Source organism: Roseomonas sp. F4 (assembly GCF_053891155.1).
Map to the genome: position 1 here is coordinate 950,012 of NZ_JBSSHK010000002.1, position 25,322 is coordinate 975,333.

Annotated in this window: 24 protein-coding genes; 12 read left to right on the top strand and 12 right to left on the bottom strand. The window is 69.9% G+C overall.

Annotation, left to right across the window (positions count from 1 at the left end; all coding sequences use genetic code 11):
* Window positions 1-16 precede the first annotated feature (16 nt).
* Window positions 17-748, top strand: coding sequence for an aspartate/glutamate racemase family protein (locus tag ACVFYP_RS11915; RefSeq protein WP_499200385.1), 732 nt, complete (start codon window positions 17-19; stop codon window positions 746-748).
* Here ACVFYP_RS11915 and ACVFYP_RS11920 read toward each other — a convergent pair.
* Together ACVFYP_RS11920 and ACVFYP_RS11925 are read right to left on the bottom strand one after the other, a co-directional pair.
* On the bottom strand, window positions 726-1,808 hold the full coding sequence (locus tag ACVFYP_RS11920; protein WP_499200386.1) for an FAD-dependent oxidoreductase: 1,083 nt from the start codon (window positions 1,806-1,808) through the stop codon (window positions 726-728). The two genes, ACVFYP_RS11915 and ACVFYP_RS11920, sit on opposite strands and share 23 nt — an antisense overlap.
* Window position 1,809: 1 nt before the next feature.
* Entirely contained in the window at window positions 1,810-3,390 is a 1,581-nt protein-coding gene (locus ACVFYP_RS11925) for an ABC transporter substrate-binding protein (protein WP_499200387.1), read from the bottom strand.
* 122 nt (window positions 3,391-3,512) lie between these two features.
* On the opposite strand from ACVFYP_RS11925, the gene ACVFYP_RS11930 reads away from it, so the two are divergent.
* A complete protein-coding gene (locus tag ACVFYP_RS11930; RefSeq protein WP_499200388.1) occupies window positions 3,513-4,964 on the top strand; it encodes an N-acyl-D-amino-acid deacylase family protein in 1,452 nt (483 codons plus the stop codon).
* Window positions 4,965-4,966: 2 nt separating this feature from the next.
* Here the strand turns inward: ACVFYP_RS11930 and ACVFYP_RS11935 are convergent, their stop codons facing one another.
* The 3 genes from ACVFYP_RS11935 to ACVFYP_RS11945 all read right to left on the bottom strand — a co-directional run bounded on the left by ACVFYP_RS11935 (window position 4,967) and on the right by ACVFYP_RS11945 (window position 9,892).
* Window positions 4,967-8,047 (bottom strand): efflux RND transporter permease subunit, encoded by a 3,081-nt coding sequence (locus tag ACVFYP_RS11935; RefSeq protein WP_499200389.1) that lies wholly within the window; start codon window positions 8,045-8,047, stop codon window positions 4,967-4,969.
* Between the two features lie 13 nt (window positions 8,048-8,060).
* Entirely contained in the window at window positions 8,061-9,185 is a 1,125-nt protein-coding gene (locus tag ACVFYP_RS11940) for an efflux RND transporter periplasmic adaptor subunit (protein ID WP_499200390.1), read from the bottom strand.
* 71 nt (window positions 9,186-9,256) lie between these two features.
* Window positions 9,257-9,892: a TetR family transcriptional regulator gene (locus ACVFYP_RS11945; RefSeq protein WP_499200391.1), complete on the bottom strand. Its 636-nt coding sequence runs from the start codon at window positions 9,890-9,892 to the stop codon at window positions 9,257-9,259.
* An 89-nt stretch (window positions 9,893-9,981) separates the two neighbouring features.
* Between ACVFYP_RS11945 and ACVFYP_RS11950 the strand changes: the two genes are divergently transcribed.
* The 3 genes from ACVFYP_RS11950 (at window position 9,982) to ACVFYP_RS11960 (ending at window position 12,501) form a co-directional block, all read left to right on the top strand.
* Window positions 9,982-10,365, top strand: a complete 384-nt coding sequence (locus tag ACVFYP_RS11950; protein WP_216877957.1) for a VOC family protein — start codon at window positions 9,982-9,984, stop codon at window positions 10,363-10,365.
* Window positions 10,366-10,421: 56 nt separating this feature from the next.
* On the top strand, window positions 10,422-11,522 hold the full coding sequence (locus ACVFYP_RS11955; RefSeq protein ID WP_499200481.1) for an MFS transporter: 1,101 nt from the start codon (window positions 10,422-10,424) through the stop codon (window positions 11,520-11,522).
* A 73-nt stretch (window positions 11,523-11,595) separates the two neighbouring features.
* A complete protein-coding gene (locus ACVFYP_RS11960) occupies window positions 11,596-12,501 on the top strand; it encodes a DUF6282 family protein (RefSeq protein ID WP_499200392.1) in 906 nt (301 codons plus the stop codon).
* Window positions 12,502-12,510: 9 nt separating this feature from the next.
* Here the strand turns inward: ACVFYP_RS11960 and ACVFYP_RS11965 are convergent, their stop codons facing one another.
* Window positions 12,511-13,356, bottom strand: a complete 846-nt coding sequence (locus ACVFYP_RS11965; protein WP_499200393.1) for a universal stress protein — start codon at window positions 13,354-13,356, stop codon at window positions 12,511-12,513.
* A gap of 105 nt (window positions 13,357-13,461) precedes the next feature.
* On the opposite strand from ACVFYP_RS11965, the gene ACVFYP_RS11970 reads away from it, so the two are divergent.
* The 5 genes from ACVFYP_RS11970 to ACVFYP_RS11990 all read left to right on the top strand — a co-directional run bounded on the left by ACVFYP_RS11970 (window position 13,462) and on the right by ACVFYP_RS11990 (window position 17,463).
* Window positions 13,462-13,650: an AtzG-like protein gene (locus ACVFYP_RS11970; RefSeq protein ID WP_499200394.1), complete on the top strand. Its 189-nt coding sequence runs from the start codon at window positions 13,462-13,464 to the stop codon at window positions 13,648-13,650.
* The gene (locus ACVFYP_RS11975) at window positions 13,647-15,029 is read left to right on the top strand and encodes an AtzE family amidohydrolase (protein WP_499200395.1); all 1,383 of its coding nucleotides are present in this window, start codon (window positions 13,647-13,649) and stop codon (window positions 15,027-15,029) included. The genes ACVFYP_RS11970 and ACVFYP_RS11975 overlap by 4 nt, the downstream gene beginning before the upstream one ends.
* Entirely contained in the window at window positions 15,029-15,406 is a 378-nt protein-coding gene (gene hpxZ / locus ACVFYP_RS11980; RefSeq protein WP_499200396.1) for an oxalurate catabolism protein HpxZ, read from the top strand. The genes ACVFYP_RS11975 and hpxZ overlap by 1 nt, the downstream gene beginning before the upstream one ends.
* A 129-nt stretch (window positions 15,407-15,535) precedes the next feature.
* A complete protein-coding gene (locus ACVFYP_RS11985; RefSeq protein WP_499200397.1) occupies window positions 15,536-17,092 on the top strand; it encodes a sensor histidine kinase in 1,557 nt (518 codons plus the stop codon).
* Window positions 17,092-17,463 carry a response regulator gene (locus tag ACVFYP_RS11990; protein WP_499200398.1) on the top strand — a complete coding sequence of 124 codons (372 nt, stop codon included), beginning with the start codon at window positions 17,092-17,094 and terminating at the stop codon, window positions 17,461-17,463. Before ACVFYP_RS11985 ends, ACVFYP_RS11990 begins: the two co-directional genes overlap by 1 nt.
* Before the next feature lie 7 nt (window positions 17,464-17,470).
* Here the strand turns inward: ACVFYP_RS11990 and ACVFYP_RS11995 are convergent, their stop codons facing one another.
* From ACVFYP_RS11995 to hmgA, 4 genes are read right to left on the bottom strand one after another with little or no spacing between them, the layout of a single operon-like run.
* On the bottom strand, window positions 17,471-18,595 hold the full coding sequence (locus ACVFYP_RS11995; RefSeq protein ID WP_499200399.1) for a CaiB/BaiF CoA transferase family protein: 1,125 nt from the start codon (window positions 18,593-18,595) through the stop codon (window positions 17,471-17,473).
* On the bottom strand, window positions 18,592-19,563 hold the full coding sequence (locus tag ACVFYP_RS12000; protein WP_499200400.1) for a hydroxymethylglutaryl-CoA lyase: 972 nt from the start codon (window positions 19,561-19,563) through the stop codon (window positions 18,592-18,594). Before ACVFYP_RS12000 ends, ACVFYP_RS11995 begins: the two co-directional genes overlap by 4 nt.
* Window positions 19,564-19,580: 17 nt before the next feature.
* Window positions 19,581-20,837 carry a fumarylacetoacetase gene (gene fahA, locus ACVFYP_RS12005; RefSeq protein WP_499200401.1) on the bottom strand — a complete coding sequence of 419 codons (1,257 nt, stop codon included), beginning with the start codon at window positions 20,835-20,837 and terminating at the stop codon, window positions 19,581-19,583.
* A 5-nt stretch (window positions 20,838-20,842) separates the two neighbouring features.
* Window positions 20,843-22,183, bottom strand: coding sequence for a homogentisate 1,2-dioxygenase (gene hmgA, locus ACVFYP_RS12010; RefSeq protein ID WP_499200402.1), 1,341 nt, complete (start codon window positions 22,181-22,183; stop codon window positions 20,843-20,845).
* A gap of 113 nt (window positions 22,184-22,296) precedes the next feature.
* Between hmgA and ACVFYP_RS12015 the strand changes: the two genes are divergently transcribed.
* On the top strand, window positions 22,297-23,469 hold the full coding sequence (locus ACVFYP_RS12015) for a thiolase family protein (RefSeq protein ID WP_499200403.1): 1,173 nt from the start codon (window positions 22,297-22,299) through the stop codon (window positions 23,467-23,469).
* Window positions 23,470-23,474: 5 nt separating this feature from the next.
* Entirely contained in the window at window positions 23,475-23,873 is a 399-nt protein-coding gene (locus ACVFYP_RS12020; RefSeq protein ID WP_499200404.1) for a Zn-ribbon domain-containing OB-fold protein, read from the top strand.
* A gap of 39 nt (window positions 23,874-23,912) precedes the next feature.
* On the opposite strand, the gene ACVFYP_RS12025 is transcribed toward ACVFYP_RS12020, so the two are convergent.
* Window positions 23,913-24,236, bottom strand: coding sequence for a hypothetical protein (locus ACVFYP_RS12025; protein ID WP_499200405.1), 324 nt, complete (start codon window positions 24,234-24,236; stop codon window positions 23,913-23,915).
* Between the two features lie 102 nt (window positions 24,237-24,338).
* Window positions 24,339-25,271 carry a ribose-phosphate pyrophosphokinase gene (locus ACVFYP_RS12030; RefSeq protein WP_499200406.1) on the bottom strand — a complete coding sequence of 311 codons (933 nt, stop codon included), beginning with the start codon at window positions 25,269-25,271 and terminating at the stop codon, window positions 24,339-24,341.
* Window positions 25,272-25,322: the final 51 nt, after the last annotated feature.

A 25,322-nucleotide genomic window follows, 5' to 3' on the forward strand; every position in this document is an offset into this window, starting at 1 on the left:
CGCGAAGCATCGACCCATGAAACTGCTGCTCATCAACGCCAATACCACCGAATCCATCACCGACCGGCTGGTCGCCATCGCCCGCGACCTGGCCCCGCCCGGCGTGACGATCCAGGGCGCCACCGGCCGTTTCGGCGCCCGCTACATCGCCAGCCGCGCCAGCTCCGCCATCGCCGCCCATGCGGCGATCGACGCCTATGCTGAGCACGGTGCAGGGGCGGATGGCGTGCTGATCGGCTGCTTCGGCGATCCGGGCCTCGACGCACTGCGCGAATTGGCGCCCGTGCCGGTGCTCGGCCTGGCCGATGCCAGCGCCGCCGCCGCCCAGGGTCGCCGCTTCGGCGTGGTCACTGGCGGCGCGGCCTGGAAGCCGATGCTGGAGGAGTTTTTTGCCGCGCGCGGCTATGGCGGACAGCTCACTGGCGTGCGGACCGTGGCGCCGACCGGCGGTGAGATCGCCCGCGACCCGGAAGGCGCCCTGGCCCTGCTGGCCGAGACCTGCCGCGCCTGTGTGGCGCAGGATAGAGCGGAGGTGGTGATCCTGGGCGGCGCCGGCCTCGCCGGTCTGGCCTCCCGGCTGGCACCCATGATGCCGGTGCCTGTGCTGTGCTCGGTGGAGGAAGGCGTGCGCGCGGCCGTTGCGGCGCTCGGCCAGGGCGGCGCCGGGCTGATCCCGCATGGTCCGGTGGAGACCATCGGCCTTTCCCCGGCCCTGGCGGCGATTCTCAGCCCTGGTAGCGGGCCATGAAGCCGCGATCCAGCCGGTCCTTCAGCCACCAGACCCACCGCCCGCCGAAGACCAGCCCGTTGCGGGTGCCCAGCGCGGTGCCATCGGCCAGCGACAGCAGCCGCAGATAGTCGCGCTGCGGGCGATAGGGGCGGGGGGGGCGGCCCCGGGCCACGGCCCGCAGATTGGCCGCCAGCACCGGCCCTTGGCGCACGGCGAATACCCCCGCCTTGGGCAGCCCCGCGCCAAAGCTCGCCACGTCCCCGGCCGCGAAGATATGGCTGTGCCCCTCCGCCCGCAGGCAGGCATCGACGCGCAGGAAGCCGCGCGTATCCCGTGCCAGCCCGGTATCCGCCAGCCAGGGCGCCGCGGCGGCGCCGGTGGCCCAGATGATCGCATCCGCCGTCAGCGGGGGCGCGTCCGCGAAGTGCAGTTCCCCGGCCTCAACGGAGGCGACATCCGCCGCCGCGCGTAGCATCACCTTCCGGGCCGCCAGGGCTTTCGTCACCCGGCGTCGCAGCCGATCCGGAAAGCCGGGCAGCAGGCCGGAAGCGCCGGCCACCAGCGTGATCTCCGCCTCCAGCCGCACCGCCAGCGCCAAGGCCACCTCCACCCCCGCCGCTCCGGCGCCGACCACGGCGATGCGCTGTCCGGGCCGCGCCTCGTGAAAGATGCCGCGCAGCCGCGGCAGCAGGGCGTCGATCGGCTTCAGCGGCAGCGCATGCTCCGCCGCCCCCGGTGTGCGGGCGGTATCCGGCGTCGCGCCGGTGTCGATCGACAGCAGGTCCCAGGCCACATCCGCCCCCTGGGCGCGCCGCAGGCACTGCCGCGCCGGGTCGATGCCGGTGGCCCGGTCCAGGATCAGCGCCGCATCGCAGCGCGCCGCCAGCGCGGTGATGTCGATCAGCGCCTCCTGCGGCGCATAAAGCCCGGCGATGACCCCGGGCAGCATGCCCGAATAGGGTGACATCCATTCCCGCGTCAGCAGGGTCACGCGCCAGCCGGGCAGGGGGCGCTCGGCCCATTGCCGCAGCACCTCCACATGCGCATGGCCGCCGCCGACCAGCAGCAGATGCGGCACGTCAGATTCGCCGCACCCCGGTGAAGTTCGACATGCCAACGGGAATGTCCGCCAGGTTGCGTTGATGCGCGATGATCCGGAAATATTCGCCCAGCGGCAGATAGGGCACGTCCTGCCAGAACTGCGTCTGAAGCTCCCGCGCCTTGGCTTGCTGCGCAGGCACGTCGGGCGCGGCCATCCATTCCTGCCGCAGCCGTTCCAGATCGGGGCTGCTGGGCCAGCCGAACCAGGCGCGCGGCCCATTGGCGCGCAGGCCGAGATTGGCCACGGGGTCGAGCAGCCCCGCCGCGCTGAAGCCGGAGATGAAGACGTTCCAGCCGCCGCGATCGGATGGCTCCCGCGACCCACGCCGCTGCACGATGGTGCCCCAGTCGGCGGAGAAGGCCTCCGCATTCACGCCGACGCGGCGGAACATATCGACCGCCACATCCGCCATGACCTTCAGGAAGGCGAGGTCCATCGGCTGCAGCACCACCACCTTCTCGCCCTTGTAGCCGGCGGCGATCAGGTCCTGCTTCACCCGCTCATAATCCCGCGGGCCTTCCAGCGCGGCGATGCCGGCATCGTTCGCCATTGGCGTGTTCGGCAGGAACACGCCGACGCCGGTGCGCCACAGGTTGCGGTCCTCGCTGAAGGCGGCGGTCATATAGGCGGACTGGTCCAGCGCGCCGATCAGGGCGCGGCGGATGGCGGGATTGTCGAAGGGCGGATGCAGGTGGTTGAAGCGCAGGATGCTGATGCTGCTGTCCTCCGTCACCTTCACCTGCACGTTGCGGGCGCGGCGCAGGATCGGCAGCAGGTCGTTCGGCGCATATTCCAGCCAATCCACCTCATTCTGCTGCAAGGCGGCGGCGGCCGTCGCCGGGTCGGGCAGGATGTGCCACTCGATGCGGTCCATATGCGCGATCTTCGCGCCGGCGGCGCGGCTCGGCGCGCCCTGGCGCGGCACATAGCCGTCGAACTTGTCATAGACCACGCGCACGCCGGAAACCCGCTCCGCCGCATTGAAGCGGAAGGGCCCGCTGCCGATCATCTCGGTCACGGCGCGGGAGGGATCGGTCAGCGCCAGGCGTTCGGGCATCATCGCCGGCAGTGGCGCCGTCACCTTGCCCAACGCCTGCGGCAGCAGCGGGAAGGGGCGTTTCAGGCGGAAGCGGATGGTACGATCATCGGGTGCCGTCAGCTCGTCGATCGCGGCCAGCAGCTCCTGCCCGAACATGTCCCGCGCGCCCCAGCGGCGGATGCTGGCGACGCAATCGCGGCCGCGCACCGGCTCCCCATCATGGAAGCGCAGGCCCTCGCGCAGGGTCAGGGTCCATTGCAGGCCGTCATTCTCGATGATGTGGCCCTCGACCATCTGCGGCTGCACATTGAATGCGGCATCCAACGCATAGAGCGTGTCGAACACCATGGCGCCATGCGTCAGTGTCACCGTCGCGGTGTTGTAGATCGGGTCCAGCACCGTCAGATCCGCCTGCGGCACGAAGCGCAGCGTGCGGCTGGCGGCACCCTGCGCGCTGACCAGGCGCGGGGCGGCCAGGATCGCCCCGGCGGTGCCGAGGAATTGACGGCGGCTGGGCATGGGCTGGACTCTCCTGGCGGCGACGCGGCGCAGCATGCCGGAGGAGTTTGTGGGTGGGGAAGGGGGTTTCGTCATCCGCAAAGCGGCGCCATGCTGCGTGAACGGCCAAGGAAGCTGTGCTCATGACCCTCCGCTGCGATCTGATCCTTCGTGACGCCACCATCATCGACGGCACGGGCGGCCCGCGCCGACGCGGCGATGTCGCAGTGAAGGGCGACCGCATCGCCGGCATCGGCGACCTGTCCGGCATGTCCGCAGACCGCGAGGTGATGGCGGAAGGCCGCGTGGTGGCCCCCGGCTTCATCGATGCGCATACGCATGACGACCAGGCGGTGCTCTGCGGCCCGGCCTGCATGCTGTGCAAGACCAGCCAAGGCGTCACCACGGTGGTGGTCGGTAATTGCGGCATCAGCCTGTCGCCCGTGACGATGAGCGAACGCCCGCCCGCCCCGCTGGACGGCGTCTGCGCCCCCGAATGGTGGATCTTTGACAGCTTTGGCGCCTATGCGGAGCGCCTGCGCACCACGCCGTCTTCGGTCAATACGCTGGCGCTGATCGGCCATATGTCGCTGCGCGTCGGTGCCATGGGCCGCGACACCGGCCGCCCGGCGACGGACAAGGAGGCGGAGCGGATGCGCAAGCAACTCGCCCAGGCCCTTTCGGAAGGCGCCGCCGGCTTCTCCACCGGCCTGTTCTACCCGCCCAGCAAGGCTGCCCCGACCGAGGAGGTGATCGCGGTGGCGGAGGCGCTGCGCGAGCACAAGGGCCTGTATGTCACGCATATGCGTGACGAGGCCGATCATGTGCTTGACAGCATCGAGGAGACGCTGCGCATCGGCAAATCGGTCGGCGCACCGGTCATCATCAGCCATCACAAATGCGCCCAGCCGGAAAACCACGGCCGGTCGGTGGAGACGCTGCCGCTGATCGAGAAGCATGCGGCGGAGTATCAGGTCGCCTTCGACGTCTATCCCTACACCGCCTCCTCCACCTCGCTCGCCGCGCGCAAGCCGCGGCCGGATGTCCCGGTGACAGTGACGACCTCCGTCCCGCATCCCGAAATGGCGGGCCGCGCATTGTCCGACATCGCGCAGGAATGGGGCGTGACGCTGGAGGAGGCGGCGCAGCGCCTGACGCCCGGCGGCGGTGTCTTCCACAACATGGCGGAGGAGGATGTGCGCCGCATCCTGGCGCATCGCCTGTCGATGGTCGGCAGCGATGGCGGGCCACTGGCCAAGCATCCACATCCGCGCCTCTGGGGCACCTTTCCGCGGGTGCTGGGGCAGTATTGCCGGGAGCTTGGACTCTTCGACCTGGAGACCGCCGTCCACAAGATGACGGGCCGCACCGCCGCCATCTTCGGCATCCCCGACCGCGGCGTGCTGCGCGAAGGCGCCTTCGCCGACCTCGTGCTGTTCGACGCCGCCACGGTGCGCGACCGCGCCACCTTCACCGAGCCGCGCCAGGTGGCCGATGGCATTGTGGAAACCTGGGTGAACGGCCAGTCCGTCTATACCCACGCTGCCGGCGCCAGCGAGACGCCCGCCGGGCGCCTGCTGCAACGGGTGGCGTAGCTCTATTCGGCGGGCGCGAAGGCGCCCGCCGGAACCTTCGTCTTCCGCGTCCCACGCCCGAGCGCCAGGCCGTTCAGCGCCGGCACCACCAGCAGCGTCGCCACCGTGCCCAGCAGCAGCCCGCCGATCATCGCCACCGCCATCGGCCCCCAGAAGACGGAGAGCGTCAGCGGCACGAAGGCCAGCACCGCCGCCAGTGCCGTCAGCACCACCGGCCGCGCGCGGCGCACGCTGCTTTCGATGATCGCCTGGCGCAGCGGCATTCCCGCCTCCACATCCTGGCGCACCTGATCCACGAGGATCAGCGTGTTGCGCATCACCATCCCGGCCAGCGCGATCACGCCAAGCAGTGCGACGAAGCCGAAGGGCATGTCCATCAACAGCAGCGCCGCTGCCGCGCCGGGAATGCCCAGCGGCGCCGTCGCCACCACCAGCGCCACCTGCCCGAAGTGCCGCAGCTGGATCATCAGGATCAGCAGCATCACCGCGACCATCGCCGGGAACAGGGCGAAGAGGCTGGCATTGGCCTTGCCGGATTCCTCCGCCGCGCCGCCCGTCTCGATGCGCATGCCCACCGGCAGCCGCGCCGCGATTTCGTTGATCCGCGGCAGGGCGGCGGCCGTCACATCGGGCGGTTGCAGGCCGGGTGCCACATCGGCGCGCACGGTCAGGAAGGCCTCCCGGTTGCGGCGCCACAGGATCGGCTCCTCCATCACCGGCTCCAGCCGCGCCACCTGGCCGAGCGGCACCGGGCCGGCGCTGGTCACCAGGGTCAGGTCCCGCAGGTCGGCGAGGCCGAGCCGCTCCACCGCAGGGGCGCGCAGCACCACATCGACCAGCCGCGAACCCTCCCGCAGCTGCGTGGCGGTGACACCGGAGACCAGCGCCTGCATCGACTGCGCCACGGCCCTAGGGCTGAGGCCGAGCTGCGCCACACGGTCCTCATCCAGCACCAGCCGAAGGGACGGCGCGCGCTCGCCCCAGGCAAGCTGCACGTCGCGCGTGCCCGGCATGGCGCGCAGCGCCGCCATCACCTCCTCCGCCGCCTGGCGCAGCGCATCGGGCTGGCCGCCGACGACGCGGAACTGCACGGGGAAGCCGACGGGCGGCCCGAAATCGAGGCGGGAGACGCGGATGCGCGCCTCCGGCACCGCGCCGGATTCGGCGAAGGCGATCAGCTTCTCCCGCAGTCTTTCGCGGGCCGGCACGTCACGTGCCTGGATCACCAGCTTGCCGAAGGCCTCATTGGGCAGGTCGGGATTCAGCGCCAGGAAGAAACGGGGCGCGCCAGCGCCGAGATAGGCCGTGGACATCATCGCGTCGGTGTCGCCGTCCAGCTCCGCCGCCACGCGTTCCACCGCCTGCCGGGTCGCGTCGAAGCTGGCGCCCTGGCGCAGATTGACGTCCACCAGCAATTCCAGCCGGGCGGAGGTGGGGAAGAACTGCTTCTTGGTCATCCCCATGCCGGCGAAGCCCGCCACCAGCACGGCCAGCGTCGCGGCCAGTACGACCCAGCGGAAATCCACGCACCAGGCCACCAGCCGCCGCAGTGTCCGGTAAAAGCGGCCATCATAGAGCGTGTCGTGATGCACCACATGCTTCGGTGTCGGCAGCAGCTTCACGCCGAGCCAGGGCGTGAACCAGACGGCGACGAGCCAGGAGGCCAGCAGCGCGCCGCCCACCACCCAGAAAATGCCGCCCGCATATTCGCCGGAGGTGGAGGCCGCGAAACCCACCGGGATGAAGCCCGCCATGGTTACCAGCGTGCCCGACAGCATCGGCCCCGCCGTGCTGCCCCAGGCGAAGGCGGCGGCGCGGCTGCGGTCCCAGCCTTCCTCCAGCTTCACCACCATCGCCTCGATGGCGATGATCGCGTCATCCACCAGCAGGCCCAAAGCGAGGATCAGCGCGCCGAGCGAAATCCGCTCCAGCTCCGTGCCCCAGTAGAGCATCATCAGAAACACCGCGGCCAGGGTCAGAGGCACTGACAGGGCCACGATGATGCCGGCACGCAGGCCGAGCGAGAGGAAGGAGATCACCAGCACCACGGTCAGCGCCGCGACGAATTTCTGCAGGAACTCCGCCACGCTCTCCGCCACGATATGCGGCTGGTCGGAGACCATCTGCAATTCCAGGCCGAGCGGCAGGTCGCGCCGCACCTCCGCCAGCGCCAGGCGCAGGCTCTCGCCCAGCGCCAGCACATTGAAGCCGCGCTGCTTGACGACGGAAATCATCACCGCTTCGGCGCCATCATGATACACGGCCGAACTTGGCGGATCGGCCAGGCCGCGGGAGATCTCGGCGATGTCGCCCAGCCGCACGGTGCGGCCGGCGCCGGCGCTGACCGGCACGTTGCGGATCGCCGCCAAACCGTCCAGCCCGCCGCCGACGCGCAGATGCACGCGCAGCGGGCCGGTTTCCACCACGCCCGCCGGCACCACCGGATTCTGCTGGGCCAGCGCGTCCAGGATCACGCTGGGCGTGATGCCCAGCGTGGCGAGGCGGGCATGGCTGACCTCGACATGGATGCGCTGCTCGATCTCGCCCTGGATCGCGACCTTCTCCACCCCCGGCACGCGCAGCAGGCGCAGGCGAATCTGCTCCGCCTGGCGCACCAGCTCGGGGTTCTCCGCGCCCGTCAAAGCGAGGACGGCGGAATAGACGTCCGAATACTCGTCATTGAAGAACGGCCCGCGTACGCCCTCGGGCAGGTTCTGCGTGATGTCGCCGACCTTCTTGCGCACCTGGTACCAGAGCCCCGCCACTTCCCGCGGCGGCGTGGTGTCGCGCAGCGTGATGGTGATGACGGCATTGCCGGGGCGGACATAGGTTTGCAGCGTATCGAGATAGGCCAGGTCCTGAAGCCGGCTTTCGATGCGGTCAGCGACCTGGGCCTGCATCTCCGCCGCCGTGGCGCCCGGCCAGGCGGCGGAGACCACCATGACCTTCAGGGTGAAGGAGGGGTCCTCCGCCCGGCCCAGCCGCAGATAGGCGCCGGTGCCGAGAACGGCCAGCATCAGCATGGCGAACAGGGTCAGCGCGCCATTGCGCACGCCCCAGGCGGAGAGGTTGAAGCGGTCCATGGTGGCGCGCCCCTCAGCGCAGCGTCGCGGCGAGGCGGTTCTGGACCACCCGCACGCGCTGGCCTGGGTCGAGCAGTTGCGGTCCCATCGCCACCACCTGATCGCCGGGCGACAAGCCGCCCTCCACCTCCGCGGTCAGCGCGGCCAGAGCACGCACGGTGACGGGCACCGCCTCGATCAGCCCCTGCGGCAGCACGCGCCAGACCATCGGCCCCTGGCCGCGGTCATGCAGGGCGGAAAGCGGCAGGCTGGCGGAGGCCACGCCGGGGCGCGTCAGCCGCACCGTGCCGGTCATGCCCAGCGCCACCCAGTCTGGCGCCTCTGCCAGGGCGAAGCGCACGGCATAGGTGCGCAGCGTGGCATCGGCCTGGGGCGCCACCTCCCGCAAGGTGGCCGGCAGCGTGACATCGGGCCGCGCCCAGAAGCGCACCTCGGCATGGGACCGGGCGAGGTCGGGCAAGGCCGATTCCGGCACAGCCACCTGCAATTCGCGCTCCGCCGGATCGGCCAGGCGCAGCACCGCCTGGCCCTCCGTCACCACCTGCCCGGCCTCTGCCAGCAGGGCGGTCACCACGCCCGGCCCGGCGGCGCGCAGCGTGGCGTAGGACAGGCGGTTGCGCGCCAGTTGCAGCGCTGCCTGGGCCGAGGCGACCCGCTCCGCCGCCGCGCGATCGGCGGCGACGCGCTGGTCGTCATAGGCGGCGGCGACATGGCCGGCGGCGAGAAGCGACCGCGACCGCGTCGCGTCATTGCGCGCCTGCCGTGCCTGCGCCTCGGCCGAGGCCAGGTCGGCCTCCGCCGCACGCAGCGACAAGGCGAGGTCGGCGGGGTCGAGCAGCGCCAGGACCTGGCCGGCCGCCACCGCCTGACCCACCTCCACCGACCGGCTGACAATCCGCCCGCCGGTCCGGAAGCCCAGCTCCACCTCCCGCCTCGCGCGGACCACACCGGTATGGGCGGAGGCGGCCTCGCCGGAGGAAAGCCGCACCTCCGCCACCTGGACCGGCCGGGGCGGCATGGCCTCGGCGGCGGGCGGCGGGGCCGAGGCCTCGCCATCGCAGGCCGTCAGCGTCGCCATGCTCACCGCCGTCAGCAGGGGCAGGCCGAGCAGGAGGGTGGTCGCGCGGGGGAGCGGCATGGGGGTCTCGCGGGCTGTCTGCCAGCGAGTATGGCGGCTAAATGATGAAAGTCAATAATCGTCAGTCAACATCAGTCAGGGCGCAGGCCCCGCAGCAACAGGTCGATCATCGCGGCCAGGTCCCGCGCCATCTGCTCCTCCGACACCTGCCGAAGGCCGCATTCCGCGATCAGCACCGGATGCATGAAGCCGATCACCGCCATCTTCACTGAACCCGCGGTCGCCTCCGGATCCAGCCGGCCGAAGGCACCGCTGGCCATGCCGTCCAGCAGCACATGGCGGATGGCGGTGCGGATGCCTTCGATGAAGCGCTCGACCACGCCCCAATGCTCCGCCATGGCCGCGGTGACCATGTCATGCAGCCGCCTCTCCTTGAAAAACAAGGACATATGTCGGTTGTGCAGCGTGTTCAGCAGGGTACGCAGCCGCTCCGGCGCCGGCGCCTGGCTGCGGGCGATGGCCCAGAGCTCCGCCTCCACCCCATTCAGCATCCGCGCGGCGATCGCCTCATTGATCGCGGATTTGGAAGGGTAGAAGCGATAGATATTGGCCGGCGACATGCCAAGCTCGCGGGCAATGTCGGCCACCGTGGTCTTCTGGTAGCCGATCGACCGGAACAGCGTCTCCGCCATGTCCTCGATCCGCTGCTTCGTCTCTTCCGCCGTCGCGCCGCGGCGGGCCGGCGGGTCTTTGATGGCTGTGGTCATGACGAATATTCTAATCCATCAGTCATCATGTTTCTATACCCCCCGCGCAGCCTCTTGGAGTTCCGCCCCGGAATCGGCGAAAAGAAGGTATGAGCCCTTATCGATTCGACCACATCCATCTCCGCAGCCCCGACCCCGAGGCCGCCGTTGCTGTCTATGTTTCGGCCTTCGGCGCCGAGATCAAGCAACGCGTGACCCCCGGCGGCCGTTTGCGGATCATCCTGGACCTGGCCGGCGTGCCGCTGTTCGTCGAGGAGGTGCCGGCCGACACCGCCGCGCCGCCGGCGCCGCCCTTCCTCGGCATCGAGCATATCGGCCTCGGCGTCGATGACCTGGACGCGGCCCTGGCCGATCTGAAGGCCAAGGGCGTGCCGCTGATCTCCGGCCCCACCGAGGCCCGGCCCGGCGTGCGCATCGCCTTCCTCCAGGCGCCGGATGGCGTCCGCGTGGAATTGATCGAGCGCCGCGGCTGATCCAGCCGGCCGCAACCCGCTGGGCCCCCGTCGCCGCCATCCTGGCGGCTGGCATCCTGGGGGCGGCGCAGATCGGCAAGGTGCCGGCGGCGATGACCACCATCGGCGCCGAATTCGGCCTGGGCCTGGCCGGGGCGGCGCTGCTCGTCTCGTTATTTGCCTTGATGGCGGCGCTGGGTGGGCTGGCCATCGGGCTGGCCGCCGCGCGCATCGGGCCAAGGCGGGCGCTGCTGGCCGGGCTGGGGCTGGGCGCGCTGGCGGCCATCGGCGCGGCGCTGGCGCCCAGCACCGGCTTGCTGCTGCTGGCCCGCGTGGTGGAAGGGGCGGGCTTCCTGCTGCTGGCCGTCGCGGCGCCGGGACTGATCACGGCCAGCGTCGCGGCAAGGGATCGCGGCCTCGCCATGGGTCTCTGGGGCACCTACATGCCGGCCGGCATCGCGCTGGGCCTGCTGAGCGCCCCGCTGGTGGAGGCGGCCGGCTGGCGCTTCGCCTGGATGGCGCTGGCCCTGGCGCTCGGCGCCGCCACCCTGGCCTGCTGGGCGCTGGTGCCGAAGGCGGAGGCCGCCACGGCGCCCACCCGCGCACCGATCCTCGGACAGCTCCGCGCCCTGGTCGCGGCGCGGGCACCGCTGCGCATCGCGGCGGCCTTCGCCACCTATAACGTCATGTATTTCGGCATCGCCGCCTTTCTGCCGGCCCGGCTGGAATCGCTCGGCGCCGGCACCGGCGGGGCGGGCGCCGCGGCGGCGGTGGCGGCGCTGGCCAATGCCGGCGGCAACCTTGTCTCCGGCCTGCTGATGGGGCGCGGCGTGGCGGCGGACCGGCTGGTGGTGGTGGGTGCGCTGGGCATGGCGGTGACCGCCGCCGCTGTCTACCTCGTGCCGGACCCGGTCGCGGTGACGGGCCTCGCGGTACTGGCCTGCGCCATCGGCGGCGTCCTGCCGGCGGCCTGCTTCGCCCTGCTGCCGCGTGCCGTGCCCAACCCGGCGCTGCTGGCGCCGGCCGTCGGGCTGGTGATCCAGGGCAACAACCTGGCGCAGCTTCTGGCCCCGCCGCTGATCGGCGCCCTGGCCACGCAATCCTGGTCCCTCGCCGCCCTGCCACTGCTGCTGGCCGGCCTGCTCGCGGTGCTGGCCGGACGGTCGCTGGCACGCTGACCCGGCCGGGTCGCTAGGCGCGATGCATTTGTGCTGACAAAATGCGCCGAGCCACCCGCTGAGGACCCTCCCCATGCCTTACGTCATGCCCGGCACGCATCTGCTGCAGGGCGCCATCGACCCGCATGTGCATTGCGCGCCCCATCTGAACGGCCGTTCGGTGAATGTGTTCGAGGCGGTGCGTCAGGCGGCCGCGGCGGGCATGCGAGCCATCGGCATCATGTGCAACTTCCAGAACACCTCCGGCTTCGCCGCCCTGGCGAATGACGAACTTGGCCATCTCGGCTGCAAGGTCTTTGGCGGCCTCATCATGCAGCCCGGGGCGGGCGGCGTGACGCTGGAAGCGGCCAAGGCGGCGATCGGCTATGGCTACGGCCCGGGCACCGGCGCCCGCTTCGTCTCCCTGCCCACGCACCACACCCGCTACATCGCGGAGAAGGAGGGCCGTAGCCCAGCCTTCCTGGAGACCACCTTCCAGCTTCCCTCCGGCCAGGTGCCCGATGTGGTCCGCGCCATCCTGGACCTCTGCGCCGAGAAGGATGTCGTGTTCGATTGCGGCCATGTCTCGGGGGACGAGGCCGTGATCCTGGCGGAGGAATGCGGGCGTCGTGGCGTCAAGCGCATCCGCACCCATGGCTCGCGCTACAGCACCGACCAGATCGCGGCGATCGTCGCGCTCGGCGGCTATGTGGAGTTGACCTTCTTCAGCCTGTCCCACGCCACCCAGGTCGGGCTGACGCATGTGGATGAGGAGAAGCACAAAAGCTCCTCCGTCTGCACCGTGCAGGACTACACGCCGCGCATCCGCGCCGCCGGCGACAATTGCATCCTGTCCTCCGATGGCGGCGTCTACCTGTTGCCGCCGCCGGTGGAATGCCTGCGTGAGTTTCTGCTGCTGGTGCAGAGCGAGGGTTTTTCGGATGCGGAACTCCGCCGGATGACCTCGACCAATCCGGCGGCGCTGTTCGGGATCGACTGAGAAGACCGGTCAGTGCGCCAGAAGCACCGGCACAGTCATCCGCGACAGGATACCGCGGGTGACGCCGCCTAGGATGAACTGGCGCAGGCGGGAATGGCCGTAGGCGCCCATCACCACCAGGCCGGCACCGGAATCCGCGACCTCGTTCAGCAGCACATCAGCCTCCCGCAGATCCTCGGCCAGGATCTGCCGCGCGGTGACCTTCACGTCATGGCGGGCCAGGTGCAGGGCGATATCGGCGCCGGGCACCTCGCCATGGCCGCCGATGCCCTGGCGCGGATTCACCGCCACCACGTCGACATGGCTCGCCGCCCGCAGAAGCGGCAGCGCGTCATGCACCGCCCGCGCCGCCTCCCGCCCCGCATTCCAGGCGACCAGCACCCGCTCCGGCGTGACTTGGAACTTGCCGGCATAGGGCACCACCAGGATTGGGCGGCCGGACTGGAACAGCGCTGCTTCCAGGATGGCGATATCCGACTCCTCCTCCGCGCTGCCCGGCTCCGGCTGGCCCACCACAGTGAGGTCGGCGTAGCGGGCATGCAGCGCGACCGGGTCGGCGGGGAAGAGGTCCACCTCGCGCCATTCGCCATTCAGCCCATCCCGGCGCAGCTTTTCCTCGAAGGCGCCGCGTGCCGCCAGGGCTCTGGCGGCTGCATCCTGCCGGAATCGCTCGACCAACTGGCCGAACTCCGCCACCGGGTAGTAGCCCGTCAGGGCGAGGGGCAGGGCGGTCTCGACCGCGTAGAGGCCGATGAGGTGTGCGTCATGCCGCGCCGCCAGCGCCGCCGCGTGGTCCAGCCGCGCCGCCGCCCGGGGCGAGCCGTCCAGATGCACCAGAAGATCCTGCAAGGCCATGATATCCTCCTCGCCCGATGGCGTCGGAGCCAGATTGGGCGACGAGGGCGCGCGGCGCCTTGATCCTCGTCATATCCGCGGCACGCCGCTTGCCAACATCGGCCCATGACCCCTGCTGATCTTGAATCCCATATCCGCTCCGCCGCCGCCCTGCTGGACCTGCCGATCGCGCCTACGCATCTGCCGGGCATGGTGGCCACATGGCAGGTCGCCGCCGCCGCCGCGGCGCAGATCGCCCAGGTGCCGCTGACGGCGGAGGATGAGCCGGCGCCTGTGTTCCGGGCGACACCATGAGCGCCCGAACCCTCGCCGCCGCCATCCGCGCCCGGCAATTGCCCGCGGCGGAGGCAGTGGACGCCGCCCTGGCGCGCATCGCTGCCGCCAATCCTAGGCTGAACGCCTTCACCGCCATCACCGCGGAGCGGGCACGGGCGGAGGCCGCGGCAGTGGATGCCGCCCTGGCGGCAGGCCAGGACCCCGGGCCGCTCGCCGGCGTGCCCATCGCGGTGAAGAACCTGTTCGATGTGACGGGCCTGCCCACCCTCGCCGGGTCGCGCATCCGGCGCGAGGCCGCGCCCGCGGCCGCGGACGCCTTCGCCCTGGCGCGGCTGCGCGCCGCGGGCGCGGTGCTGGTCGGCACCACCAACATGGATGAATTCGCCTTCGGCTTCACCACCGAGAACAGCCATGACGGCGCCGTCCACAATCCGCACGACCTGAGCCGCGTCGCCGGCGGGTCCTCTGGTGGCTCGGCGGCGGCGGTGGCGGCGGGGCTGGTGCCGATCGCGCTGGGTACGGACACCAATGGCTCGATCCGCGTGCCGGCGGCGCTTTGCGGCATCTGGGGGCTGAAGCCGACCTATGGTCGGCTGTCGCGGCGCGGCGCCTTTCCCTTTGTCACCTCGCTGGACCATGTCGGCCCGCTGGCCGGCAGCCTGGATGACCTGGCCCTGGCCTATGACGTCATGCAGGGGCGGGATGCGGCGGATCCGGTGCAGCAGGACCGGCTGGCGGAGCCGGTCTCCGGCCTTCTCGGCACAGGCGTGGAGGGCCTGCGCATCGCCATCGCCGGCGGCCATTTCGCCCAGGGCGGCCAGCCGGACTGCTTCGCGGCGCTGGACCGGGCGGCCGCGGCGCTCGGCGCCAGCGCCCGCATCGACCTGCCCTTGGCAGCGGAAGGCCGCGCCGCGGCGCTGCTCATCACCCTGGCGGAGGGCGGCAGCCTGCACCTGCCCGATCTGCGCAGCCGCGCGGAGGATTATGACCCGCTGACCCGCGACCGCTTCCTTGGCGGTGCCCTGCTGCCCGCCGCCTGGCTGATCCAGGCGCAGCGGGTGCGGGCGGCCTGGCAGCGCGCGGCCCTGGCCATCTTCCAGGATTGGGACCTGCTGCTGACGCCCACCACCCCCTTCGCCGCCCAGCCCATCGGCACGGCGATGATCGAGATCGAGGGGCGGATGGTGCCGGCCCGGCCACAGCTCGGCTGGTTCACCCAGCCGATTTCGGCCATAGGCCTGCCCGCGCTCTCCGTGCCGATGATCGGTCCGGATGGCCTGCCTCTCGGGGTGCAGCTGGTCGCCCCGCCCTGGCGGGAGGATCTGCTGTTCCGCGCCGCCGCCGCCCTGCAAACCGCCGGCATCGCCGGCTGCCCTTCGCCCAAGGACCCCTTCTGATGCAGATCGACATCCCCGAGGTCGTCGCCGAGGTCACCGCCGCCTTCCAGCGTTACGAGACGGCGCTGGTCACCAATGACGTGGCGGTGCTGGACGAGCTGTTCTGGAACGATCCCCGCACCATCCGCTACGGCGCCACGGAAATCCTGCACGGCTATGCCGAGATCATGGAATTCCGCGCCTCCCGCCCCTCCGTCGGGCTGGAGCGGGAGCTGCTGCGGACGGTCATCACCACCCATGGGCGGGATTTCGCCACCGCGAACACTACCTTCGCCCGGAACGGTCGCGTCGGGCGGCAAAGCCAGACATGGGTGCGCCTGCCGGAGGGCTGGCGGGTGGTTTCGGCCCATGTGAGCCTCATGCCGGCTGCAACGTGACGCCGAATCTCAATAATTGTGTTCAAGGCCGCGTGATCGGGGGCCTGGGATCATGGGGTTTCTGCCACGAGCGCCCTTCTATGCTGCTAGCCTATCCCGAACGTCGGTCAAAGTATCGCGCCCACACGCATGGCCTTGGACATATTGAACCTCTCCACGGTGTGGGTCCCTTCGCCCGGCCTTTGCTCGCTCGTTGAGCCAGATGTCATATATCTGCATCTGATCTCGGATATCGCGATCGGTCTCGCTTATTTCTCAATCCCGGCGGCGCTGCTGGTTTTCGCGCGGCGCCGGAAGGACCTGGCCTTTCCCTGGGTCCTCCCCCTCTTCGCCGCCTTCATCATCGCCTGCGGCGCCACCCATCTGATGCATGCCTGGACCATGTTCCGGCCGGCCCCGGTGACGGAGGGGTTGCTCAAGCTGGTCACCGCCGCGATTTCGGTGGCGACCGCCATCCTGCTCTGGCCCCTGCTGCCGCGGCTGCTCGCCCTGCCCAGCCCAGCCGCCTTGGCGCGGGAAGTGGCGGATCGTAGGGCGGCGGAAGCCCGCGCCGTGGCCAGCGAAGCCCGCAGCGCCGCCTTCATCACCCATCTGGCGGAGGCGCTGTTCGTCATCCGGGTGGAGGCACCGGACCGCCTGACGGTCGAGACCGTGAACCCCGCCTTCGAACAGCTCTTCGGCATTCCGGCGGCGGCCGTCGAACAGCGCGAGGTGGCGGCGGTGATACCGCGACCGGCGCTCGATCAGGTGCTGCCGCATTGGCAAAGGGCGATCAGCATCAAGCAGCCGGTGGACTATGTGGTGGAGGCCGAGACGCCCGCCGGGTGGCGGGTCTGGGAAACCGTGCTGGTGCCAATGGTGGGGGCGGAGGGCCAGGTGGAGAGGTTGCTCGGCTCGGCACGGGACATCACCCGGATGCGCCGCCTGCAGGCGGAACTGCTGCAAAGCGCCCGGCTGGCGACGATCGGCACCATGTCCGCCGGGCTCGCGCATGAAACCAGCCAGCCGCTGAACACCGCCACGCTCTGGCTGCGCAACGCGCGCGCCGCGGCGGCGGGGCTGGAGGGCGGTGAAGCGGCCGCCCGGCTGCATCGGGCGCATGACATCATCGAAAGCCAGCTTCGCCGGGCCGGGAAGCTGGTGACGCAGATCCGCGCCTTGCCGGTCGAGGAAGCCGGGGCGGCCGAGGTCTTCGACGCCGCCGAGACCGCCGCCGCCACGCTGCGCGACTTCGCAGGCGAGGCGGAGGGGATCGAGGTGACCTTGCAGGGGACAGCCACGACCCTGCCGGTGCTGGGCGTCGCCGCGCGGCTTTCGCAGGCCTTGCTGCGATTGCTGATCAATGCGCGGGACGCGGTGCGGGACCGCGGTGCCCATGACCCCGACGCCCCCGCGCGCATCACGCTGACCCTGGGCGCGGAAGCCGGGGAGGCGGTGCTGGAGGTAGCGGATACCGGCCCCGGCGTGCCGGAGGCGCTGCGCGACCTGATCTTTGATCCCTTCTTCACCACCCGCGATCCGGGCCGAGGCAGCGGGCTCGGCCTGCCCCTGGCGGCCGCGGTCGCGCGCGGCATGGGCGGGCGCATCGAGGCCCGGAACTTGCCCGAAGGCGGTGCCGCCTTCACCCTGCGCCTGGCGCTCGCGCCAACCTCCAGTCTTCAAACCCCCGTCGAGGTGCTTTCATGATGGCCCGATGCATCCTGCTGGCGGAGGATGAAGCGCTTGCCGCCATGGCGATCGAGGAGGAATTGTTGGGCGAGGGCTATGAGGTGGTGCTGGCCACCGATGGACAGGCGGCGCTGGAAGCGGCGCGGACGCGCCGACCAGACCTGCTGCTGACCGACCTGCGCATGCCCCGCCTGGACGGGGCCGGGCTGATCCGGGCGTTGCGGGCGGAGATGCCGGAACTGCCGGTGGTGGTGATGACCGGCTATGCGCCCGCCGGTGGGGCAGCGGCCTTTGCCGGCCAGGGGGAGGGGCCGATCGCACTGTTCGCCAAGCCGCTCGACATGGATGCGGTGCTGGCGGAACTGCGCCGCTTGCTGCCGTTGCCCTGACGCGGCGCTACCTTTCGAAGCGGGCGCCGCGATCGGCGTCCAGCCGGGGCGCGCCGGATCGGGGCAGGGGGCGGGTGCCGTCGAAGCTGATCGGCACGGCGACCACCACGAAATCCTCTCCGGGCGGGGTCGCGAGCATCTCCATGGCCTGGGCCTGGGGTTCGGCCAGCATCTCCTCGATGGTGTTGATGGGCGCGCAGGGCACGCCGGCCTCCACCAGCAGGCCGAGCCATTCGGCGCGGCGGCGCGTGCGCATGATCTCGCGGATCATCGGCAGCAGCGCGTGCTGGTTCGTCAGGCGGTCGCGGTTGGTGACAAAGCGCCCGTCCGTGATCCACTCAGCGCGGCCGAGGATCCGGGAAAATTTGGCGAAGAGCCGGTCATTGCCGCAGCAGACCAGCAAGGGCGCGTCGCTGGCCTCGAAGGCCTCATAGGGCACGAAGCCGGGATGGCCGCTGGCATGGCGCACCGGCTGCTCGCCCTGGTTCACAAAGGCGGAAACCTTCTGGTTGGCCCAGGTGAAGGCGGTTTCGAACAGGGATGTGTTGATGACGCAGCCGCGCCCCGTTTGCGCACGCTGCTGCAGGGCGGCGAGCGCGCCGATCACCGTCCACATGCCGGTGCCCTGGTCGACCACGCTGGCGCCCATGCGCACGGGCTTGCCGCCGGGCTCCCCGGTGATGGAGGACAGCCCGCCAAAGGCCTGCAACAGCGGCTCATAGCCCGGCTGGTCCTTCATGGGGCCGCGATGGCCGAAGGCGCCCATCTCGCAATAGATCAGGCGCGGATGGCGCGCCGTGGTCTCGGCGCCGCCCAGGCCGAGTGCTTCCGGCACGCCGGGGCGCATGTTGTGGATCAGGATATCGGCCTGTTCGAGCAGGGCATGCAGCGCGGCCACGCCCTCCGCCGATTTCAGGTCCAGCGCCACGCTGCGCTTGCCGCGGTTGAATTCATGAAAGTTCAGCGCGTCGCCATGGCGGAAGGCGCGGCCCATCTGGCGGGCATCGTCCCCGCCTTCGGGCTTTTCCACCTTGATCACATCGGCGCCGAGATCGGCCAGGATCGCGCCGGCGAAGGGGCCGGCGAAGACCTGGCCGATCTCGACGACCTTCACGCCCGCCAATGGCGTCACGCCGCCAGTTCCCGCTTGCCCCGGTACTTGGCCAGCGACCCCGCATGCATGACACGGCCGTTCAGGCGGCGGCCGATCAGGCGTTCCGCCATCCGGGCGCATTCCACCAGGGCTTCCAGATCGATGCCGGTCTCGATGCCGAGTTCGTGGCAGAGGAAGACCAGGTCTTCCGTGCACACATTCCCCGCCGCACCGGCATCGCCATGGGCCGCGAAGGGGCAGCCGCCGAGCCCGGCAACGCTGCTGTCGAACAGGTCCACGCCCATCTCCAGCGCCGCCATGACATTGGCGGTGCCAAGACCGCGCGTGTCGTGGAGATGCAGGCCGATGCGTGTGTCGGGCAGCGCGTCCCGCACCATGCCGATCAGGCGTCGCGTCTGGTCTGGATTGCCCCAGCCCATGGTGTCCGCCAGGAAGATTTGCGGCAGTTTCTCGCCACGTTCCGCGCAGATGTCATGGGCGTAGCGGGCCAGGGCGACAACGCGCTCCGGCGGAATATCGCCCTCATAATTGCAGCCGAAGGCGGCCATGATGATCGCGTATTCGGGCTTCACGCCGGCACTCGCATAGAGGTCGAGCCAGCCCTTCTGGCGCTCCGCCATCTCCGCTGCCGAGCAGCGATTGTTGCGCTGGGCGAAGGCGTCGGAGGCATAGAGCGAAATCTTGCCCGACAGGTCGACGTTACCCGTGGCCCGCGCCCGTTCAAAACCCTGCTCGTTCAGCCAGAGGCCGGCGTAGTGGACGCCGGGCTTCTTGCGGATGGCGGCGAAGAATTCGGCGCTATCGGCCATCTGCGGCACGTGCTTCGGGCTGACGAAGCTGGCCACCTGGATGTGGTGCAGGCCGGTCTCGGCCAGCACCTCCACCAGCTTCACCCGCTCCGCCAGCGGGAAGATGGTCTTTTCGATCTGAAAACCCTCGCGCGGGCCTTCCTCGCGGAATTCGACCCGTTTCGGCCGGTCGGACATGGGATTTCCTCCAAGAATCAGGGCGCGGCGAGGATGGTGCCCGTGCAGTCGCCGAAGCCGATACCGACAAAACCCTCCCGCCGCGCCCGGGCGCGCAGGGTGATGGTGTCGCCATCCTCCAGGAAACGTCGGGTGGTGCCGGATGGCAAGGTGAGGGGCTTGCGGCCTCCGGCGGTGATTTCCAGCAGCGAGCCGTAGCCGGCTTCGGTGGAGATGGTGCCGCTGCCGAACAGGTCGCCGGGTTGCAGATTACAGCCGCCGCAACTGTGATGCGCCACCATCTGCGCCGGTGTCCAATACAGGCCGCGCGCCTCGCTGGTGGAGAGGCGGAAGGGCGACTCACCTGGGACGGTCAGCCAGACTTCCAACTCCAGCGCCATCGCGCCCCGCGCCTGGTCCTGATCGTCCCACAAATAATCCATGGGCTTCGGATCGCCTTCGGGCCGCGCCGGCTGCGCCACCCGGAAAGGTGCCAGCGCCTCCGGCGTGATGACCCAGGGGCTGATCGTTGAGCCAAAATTCTTCGCAAGGAAGGGGCCGAGGGGTTGGTATTCCCAGCCCTGGATGTCGCGTGCCGACCAGTCGTTCAGCAGGCAGTAACCAGCGATATGGCCGGCGGCCCGGGCGATGGGAATTGGCTCCCCCAGCGCATTGCCCGGCCCGATCCAGATGCCGAGCTCCAACTCGTAATCCAGGTTGCGGCTCCGGCCAAAGCTGGGGGTCGTCTCGGCGGCCGGCTTGCGCTGGCCATTGGGACGCCGCAGCGCGGTGCCGGAGGGGACGATGGAGCTGGCCCGGCCGTGATAGCCGATCGGCACATGCTTGTAGTTGGGCATCAACGGCTGGTCCGGCCGAAACAGCGCGCCGACATTGGTGGCGTGCTGGATGCCGGCGTAGAAGTCGGTGTAGTCGCCGATCCGCGCCGGCAGATGCAGCGTGCAATTTTCCGCATCATGCAGCACCAGCGGCGCGTCGCTGCCTTCCGCCAGCAATTCGGAAAGCTGCGCCCGCAGCGCCTGACGCGGGGCCGCGCCCAGGGCGAAGAAGCTGTTCAGCGTGTCATCCGCCATCGCCGCCACCGCCTCGGCGGCCACGCCCGTCAGCGGCGCGCTGGCCAACTCCAGAATACTGTCGCCGATCGCGACGCCGGCCCGCTTCGCGCCACCCGGCGGCGCGAAGATGCCGAGCGGCAGGTTCTGGATCGGGAAATCCGCATGGCCATTGGCGGAGACGACGCGGCTGCGCCGTGCCGCATCATGAGTCGCATCCAGCATCCAGGTCACCGCCGCGTCGGATCGAATTTCTTGACCAGGCCCGACCAGCAGGCCTCGTAATCCGGCTGGCGTTGCGCGACGGCGGCGGCATAGGCCGTCACCCGCTGCGGCAGCCGCGTCTCCAGCATGAAGGCCATGGTATTGGCCAGCTTGTGGGGCGCGAGCTCGACGGTGCTCGCCTTCTCGAAGGCCTCCGCATCCGGCCCATGCGGCAGCATGCAGTTGTGCAGCGAAAAGCCGCCCGGCACGAAACCCTGCGGCTTGGCGTCGTACTGGCCGAGGATCAGGCCCATGAACTCGCTCATCAGGTTCATGTGGTACCAGGGGGGCCGGAAGGTGTTTTCCGCCACCATCCAGCGTTCCGGGAACAGCACGAAGTCGATATTGGCGGTGCCGGGCGTTTCCGACGGCGCCGTCAGCACCGTGAAGATCGACGGGTCCGCATGGTCGAACAGCAGCGGCCCGACCGGGGAGAATCGCGAAAGATCGTATTTGTACGGCGCGTAATTGCCGTGCCAGGCGACCACATCCAGCGGCGAATGCCCGATCTCCGCCTGCCAGAGCTGCCCGCCCCATTTCACCACGACCAGATGCGGCCGCTCGATGTCCTCATAACCCGCGACGGGTGACAGGAAATCGCGCTGGTTGGCGAGGCAATTGGCACCGATCGGGCCGCGCTCCGGCAGGGTGAAGGCGCCGCCGTAATTCTCGCAGACATAGGCCCGCGCCGGCTCCTCATGGAACAGCTCCACCCGGAATTTGACGCCGCGCGGCAGCACCGCGACCTCCCCGGGCGCGGCATCGATCACGCCGAATTCGGTCCGGAACCGCAGGCGGCCCTGCTGCGGGATGACCAGCATCTCGGCGTCGGAGTTCCAGAACGTCTCGTCCACCATGCTGCGGGTGACCAGCGCAATGCTGGCCGCCATGCCGGTCTGGGACGCCGCATCGCCGCAGGTGGTGATGGTCCGCATCCCGGTCAGGAAGGTCTCGCCCGATTCCGGGATCGGCAGCGGGTCCCAGCGCAGCGGCTGGATCGGCAGGCCGGTCTCCTCCGCGCAGGGTGCGCTGCGCCACAGCCCTGCATCGCGCGGCGCGAAGCGGCCGATATGGGCCACGGTGGGGCGGATGCGGTACAGCCAGGACCGCGCATTGCTCGCCCGCGGGGCCGTGAAGGGCGAGCCGGACAATTGCTCGGCATAGAGGCCATAGGCGCAGCGCTGGGGTGAATTGCGGCCGACCGGCAGGGCGCCGGGCAGCGCCTCCGTCTCAAAACCATTGCCGAAGCCGGACATGTAGCCGGCATTGGCTGCCGTGATGATGGTCTGTTGCGGCGTGATATCCATGCTCGTCTCCCTCCGATGGTCCCAGCATAGCGCATCCTTGGCCGGTGGGGATGCTGGACGCGAGGCGGCGGGGACGGCAGGTTGCCTCCGAACAACGCCAGGACCGCCCCCCGATGAGCCTTCGCGGCAGCGCCTGTATCGTCGGCGCCTTCGAACACCCAACCCGAAAGGCGGAGGACAAATCCGTCGCGCAATTGCATGCGGAAGTCGCCTTCGGTGCGCTCCAGGATGCCGGGCTGAGCAAGGACGATGTCGACGGCTATTTCTGCGCCGGCGACGCCCCCGGCATGGGCCCGCTGGCCATGGCGGATTATCTCGGCCTCGACCGGCTGAGCCATGTCGATTCCACCGATATCGGCGGCAGCTCCTACCTCGCCCATGTCGCCCATGCGGCGGCGGCCATCGCGCTGGGCCGGTGCAACATCGCGCTGATCACCCTGGCCGGCCGACCGCGCAGCGAGGGCATGGCGACCGGCACCGGCGCAAGGGCGCAGAACGCCCAGGTGCCGGACGATCCCTTCGAGATCCCGATGGGCCGCACCGTCGCCGGCAGCTACGCCATGTGCGCGATGCGCCACATGCATGAATTCGGCACCACCAGCGAGGACCTGGCCTGGATCAAAGTCGCCGCCAGCCACCACGCCCAGCACAACCCCCACGCCATGCTGAAGAAGGTGGTGACGGTGGAGGAGGTGGTGAATTCGCCGATGGTGGCGGACCCGCTGCACCGCCTGGATTGCTGCGTCATCAGCGATGGTGGCGGCGCGCTGATCGTGGCCCGGCCGGAGATCGCCAGGACCCTGAAGCGGCCGGTGGTGACAGTCCGCGGCACGGGTGAAGCGATCAAAGGGCAGTTCGGCGGCTATCCGGACCTGACCTTCTCCGGCGCCCGCTTCTCCGGCTCCCGGGCCTTCGCGGAAGCCGGCGTGACGCCGGCCGATATCCGCTATGCCAGCATCTATGACAGCTTCACCATCACCGTACTGATCCAGCTCGAAGACCTCGGCTTCTGCGCCAAGGGGGAGGGCGGCAGGTTTGTGCGCGACGGCAATCTGATCTCGGGCGTCGGCAAGCTGCCCTTCAACACCGATGGCGGCGGGCTCTGCAACAACCACCCGGCCAATCGTGGCGGCATGACCAAGGTGATCGAGGCGGTGCGGCAATTGCGCGGGGAAGCGCATCCGGCCGTGCAGGTGAAGGATTGCGGCCTGGCGCTGGCGCATGGCACGGGCGGGCTGCTCGGCCATCGGCATGGCAGCGCCACGCTGATCCTGGAAAGGGAGTGAGGGCCATGGCGGAACGTATCTACGCTGCGCCGATCGTCGATCCGAGCACCAAGCCGGTCTGGGACGCCGCGGCCGAAGGCAGGCTGCTGATCGGCCTGTGCAAGGATACCGGCCGGCATTTCTATTATCCGCGCGGTGCCTCGCCCTTCACCCTGTCACCGAATGTCGAGCTGGTGCAGGCCAGCGGGCGCGGCACCATCTACAGCTACACGGTGATGCGCGTCGCCCAGCCCTATGCCTGCGCCTATGTCGAGCTGGAGGAGGGGCCACGCCTCTTCACCAACATCGTCGACTGCGCCTTCGAGGAGATCCGCATCGGCATGAAGGTGCGGGTGGTGTTCAGGCCGACCCAGGATGCGGAAGGCGCGGCCGGCGCGCCCGTACCGATGTTCGCGCCGGCCTGACAAACCCCTCTCCCGCATGCCGGGAGAGGGTGTATCGCCTCAGCGGCAGACGCGCCGGTCCACCATGCGATAGCGGACCCGGCCCCAGCGGTCGCGATAGGCGACGCGGCGGCGCTCCGTCCAGCAGCGGCGACGGCGGGGGCCACGGCCTGGGCGCGGGCGGCCGGGCGGCGGGCCCCACTGTACCTCCTCCATCAACGCATCGACCTCCTCCTCCCGCGCCAAGGCGGGCTCGGCGGCGGGCTGCGGGTCCGGGGTGATGGGGGGGCGGATGGCCGGTGTGGCGGCCTGGGCGGCGACGCCGCCCAAGGTGGCGGCGAGGGCCCCGGCAAGACCGGCGAACAAGAAGCGGCGGCGTTCCATCTGAGTCTTCCCTTCTGGGTTGGGATGCTCAGAGAACGCCGCGATCATGGCGGGAAGCTGTCCAAACCCGGCTCTATTTCAGCCGGATTGCAACCCCGGGTATCAGTTGAACAGCGAACTGACGGAGCTTTCCTCGCTGATCCGCTTCATCGCCTCGGCGAGCAGGGGGGCGATGGTCAACTGCTTGATATTGTGGGAAATCCGCACGGCCTCGGTGGCCAGGATGCTGTCCGTCACCACCATATGCTCGATCCGCGCGGCGCCCACGCGGGCCACCGCGCCGCCCGAGAAGACACCGTGCGTGACATAGACGCTGGCGGATTTCGCGCCGTTCTTCAGCAACGCCTCCGCCGCATTCACCAGCGTGCCGCCCGAATCGACGATGTCGTCGACCAGGATGCAATCGCGTCCCTCGACCTCACCGATCACGTTCATCACCTCGGACACACCGGCGCGGGGGCGGCGCTTGTCGATGATGGCGAGGTCGGTGTGGATGCGGGCCGCGATGGCGCGCGCGCGGACCACGCCGCCGACGTCGGGGGAGACGACCATCAGGTCGCGTCCGGCGAAACGTTCCTGAATGTCGCGGGCGAACAGGGGCGCGGCGAACAGGTTGTCCACCGGCACGTCGAAGAAGCCCTGAATCTGGCCCGCATGCAGATCCATGGTCAGCACGCGATGGGCGCCGGCCTCGACGATCAGATTTGCCACCAGCTTGGCCGAGATCGGCGTGCGGCTGCCGGATTTCCGGTCCTGCCGGGCATAACCAAAATAGGGGATCACGGCGGTGATGCGCCGCGCGCTGGCGCGCCGCAGCGCGTCCAGCATGATCAGCAGCTCCATCAGATTGTCGTTCGCGGGGTAGCTCGTGGACTGCACCACGAAGACATCCTCGCCGCGGACATTCTCATGGATCTCGCAGAAGATCTCCATGTCGGCGAAGCGGCGGACCGAGGCCTGGGTCAGCGCGATGCCGAGCGCCGCGGCCACCGCCTCGGCCAGGGGGCGGTTGCTGTTGCAGGCGATGATCTTCATGACGAGCGCGAACCCCGGGGGGAAGGAGTGCGAGAAAGGCGGGCACGGCCG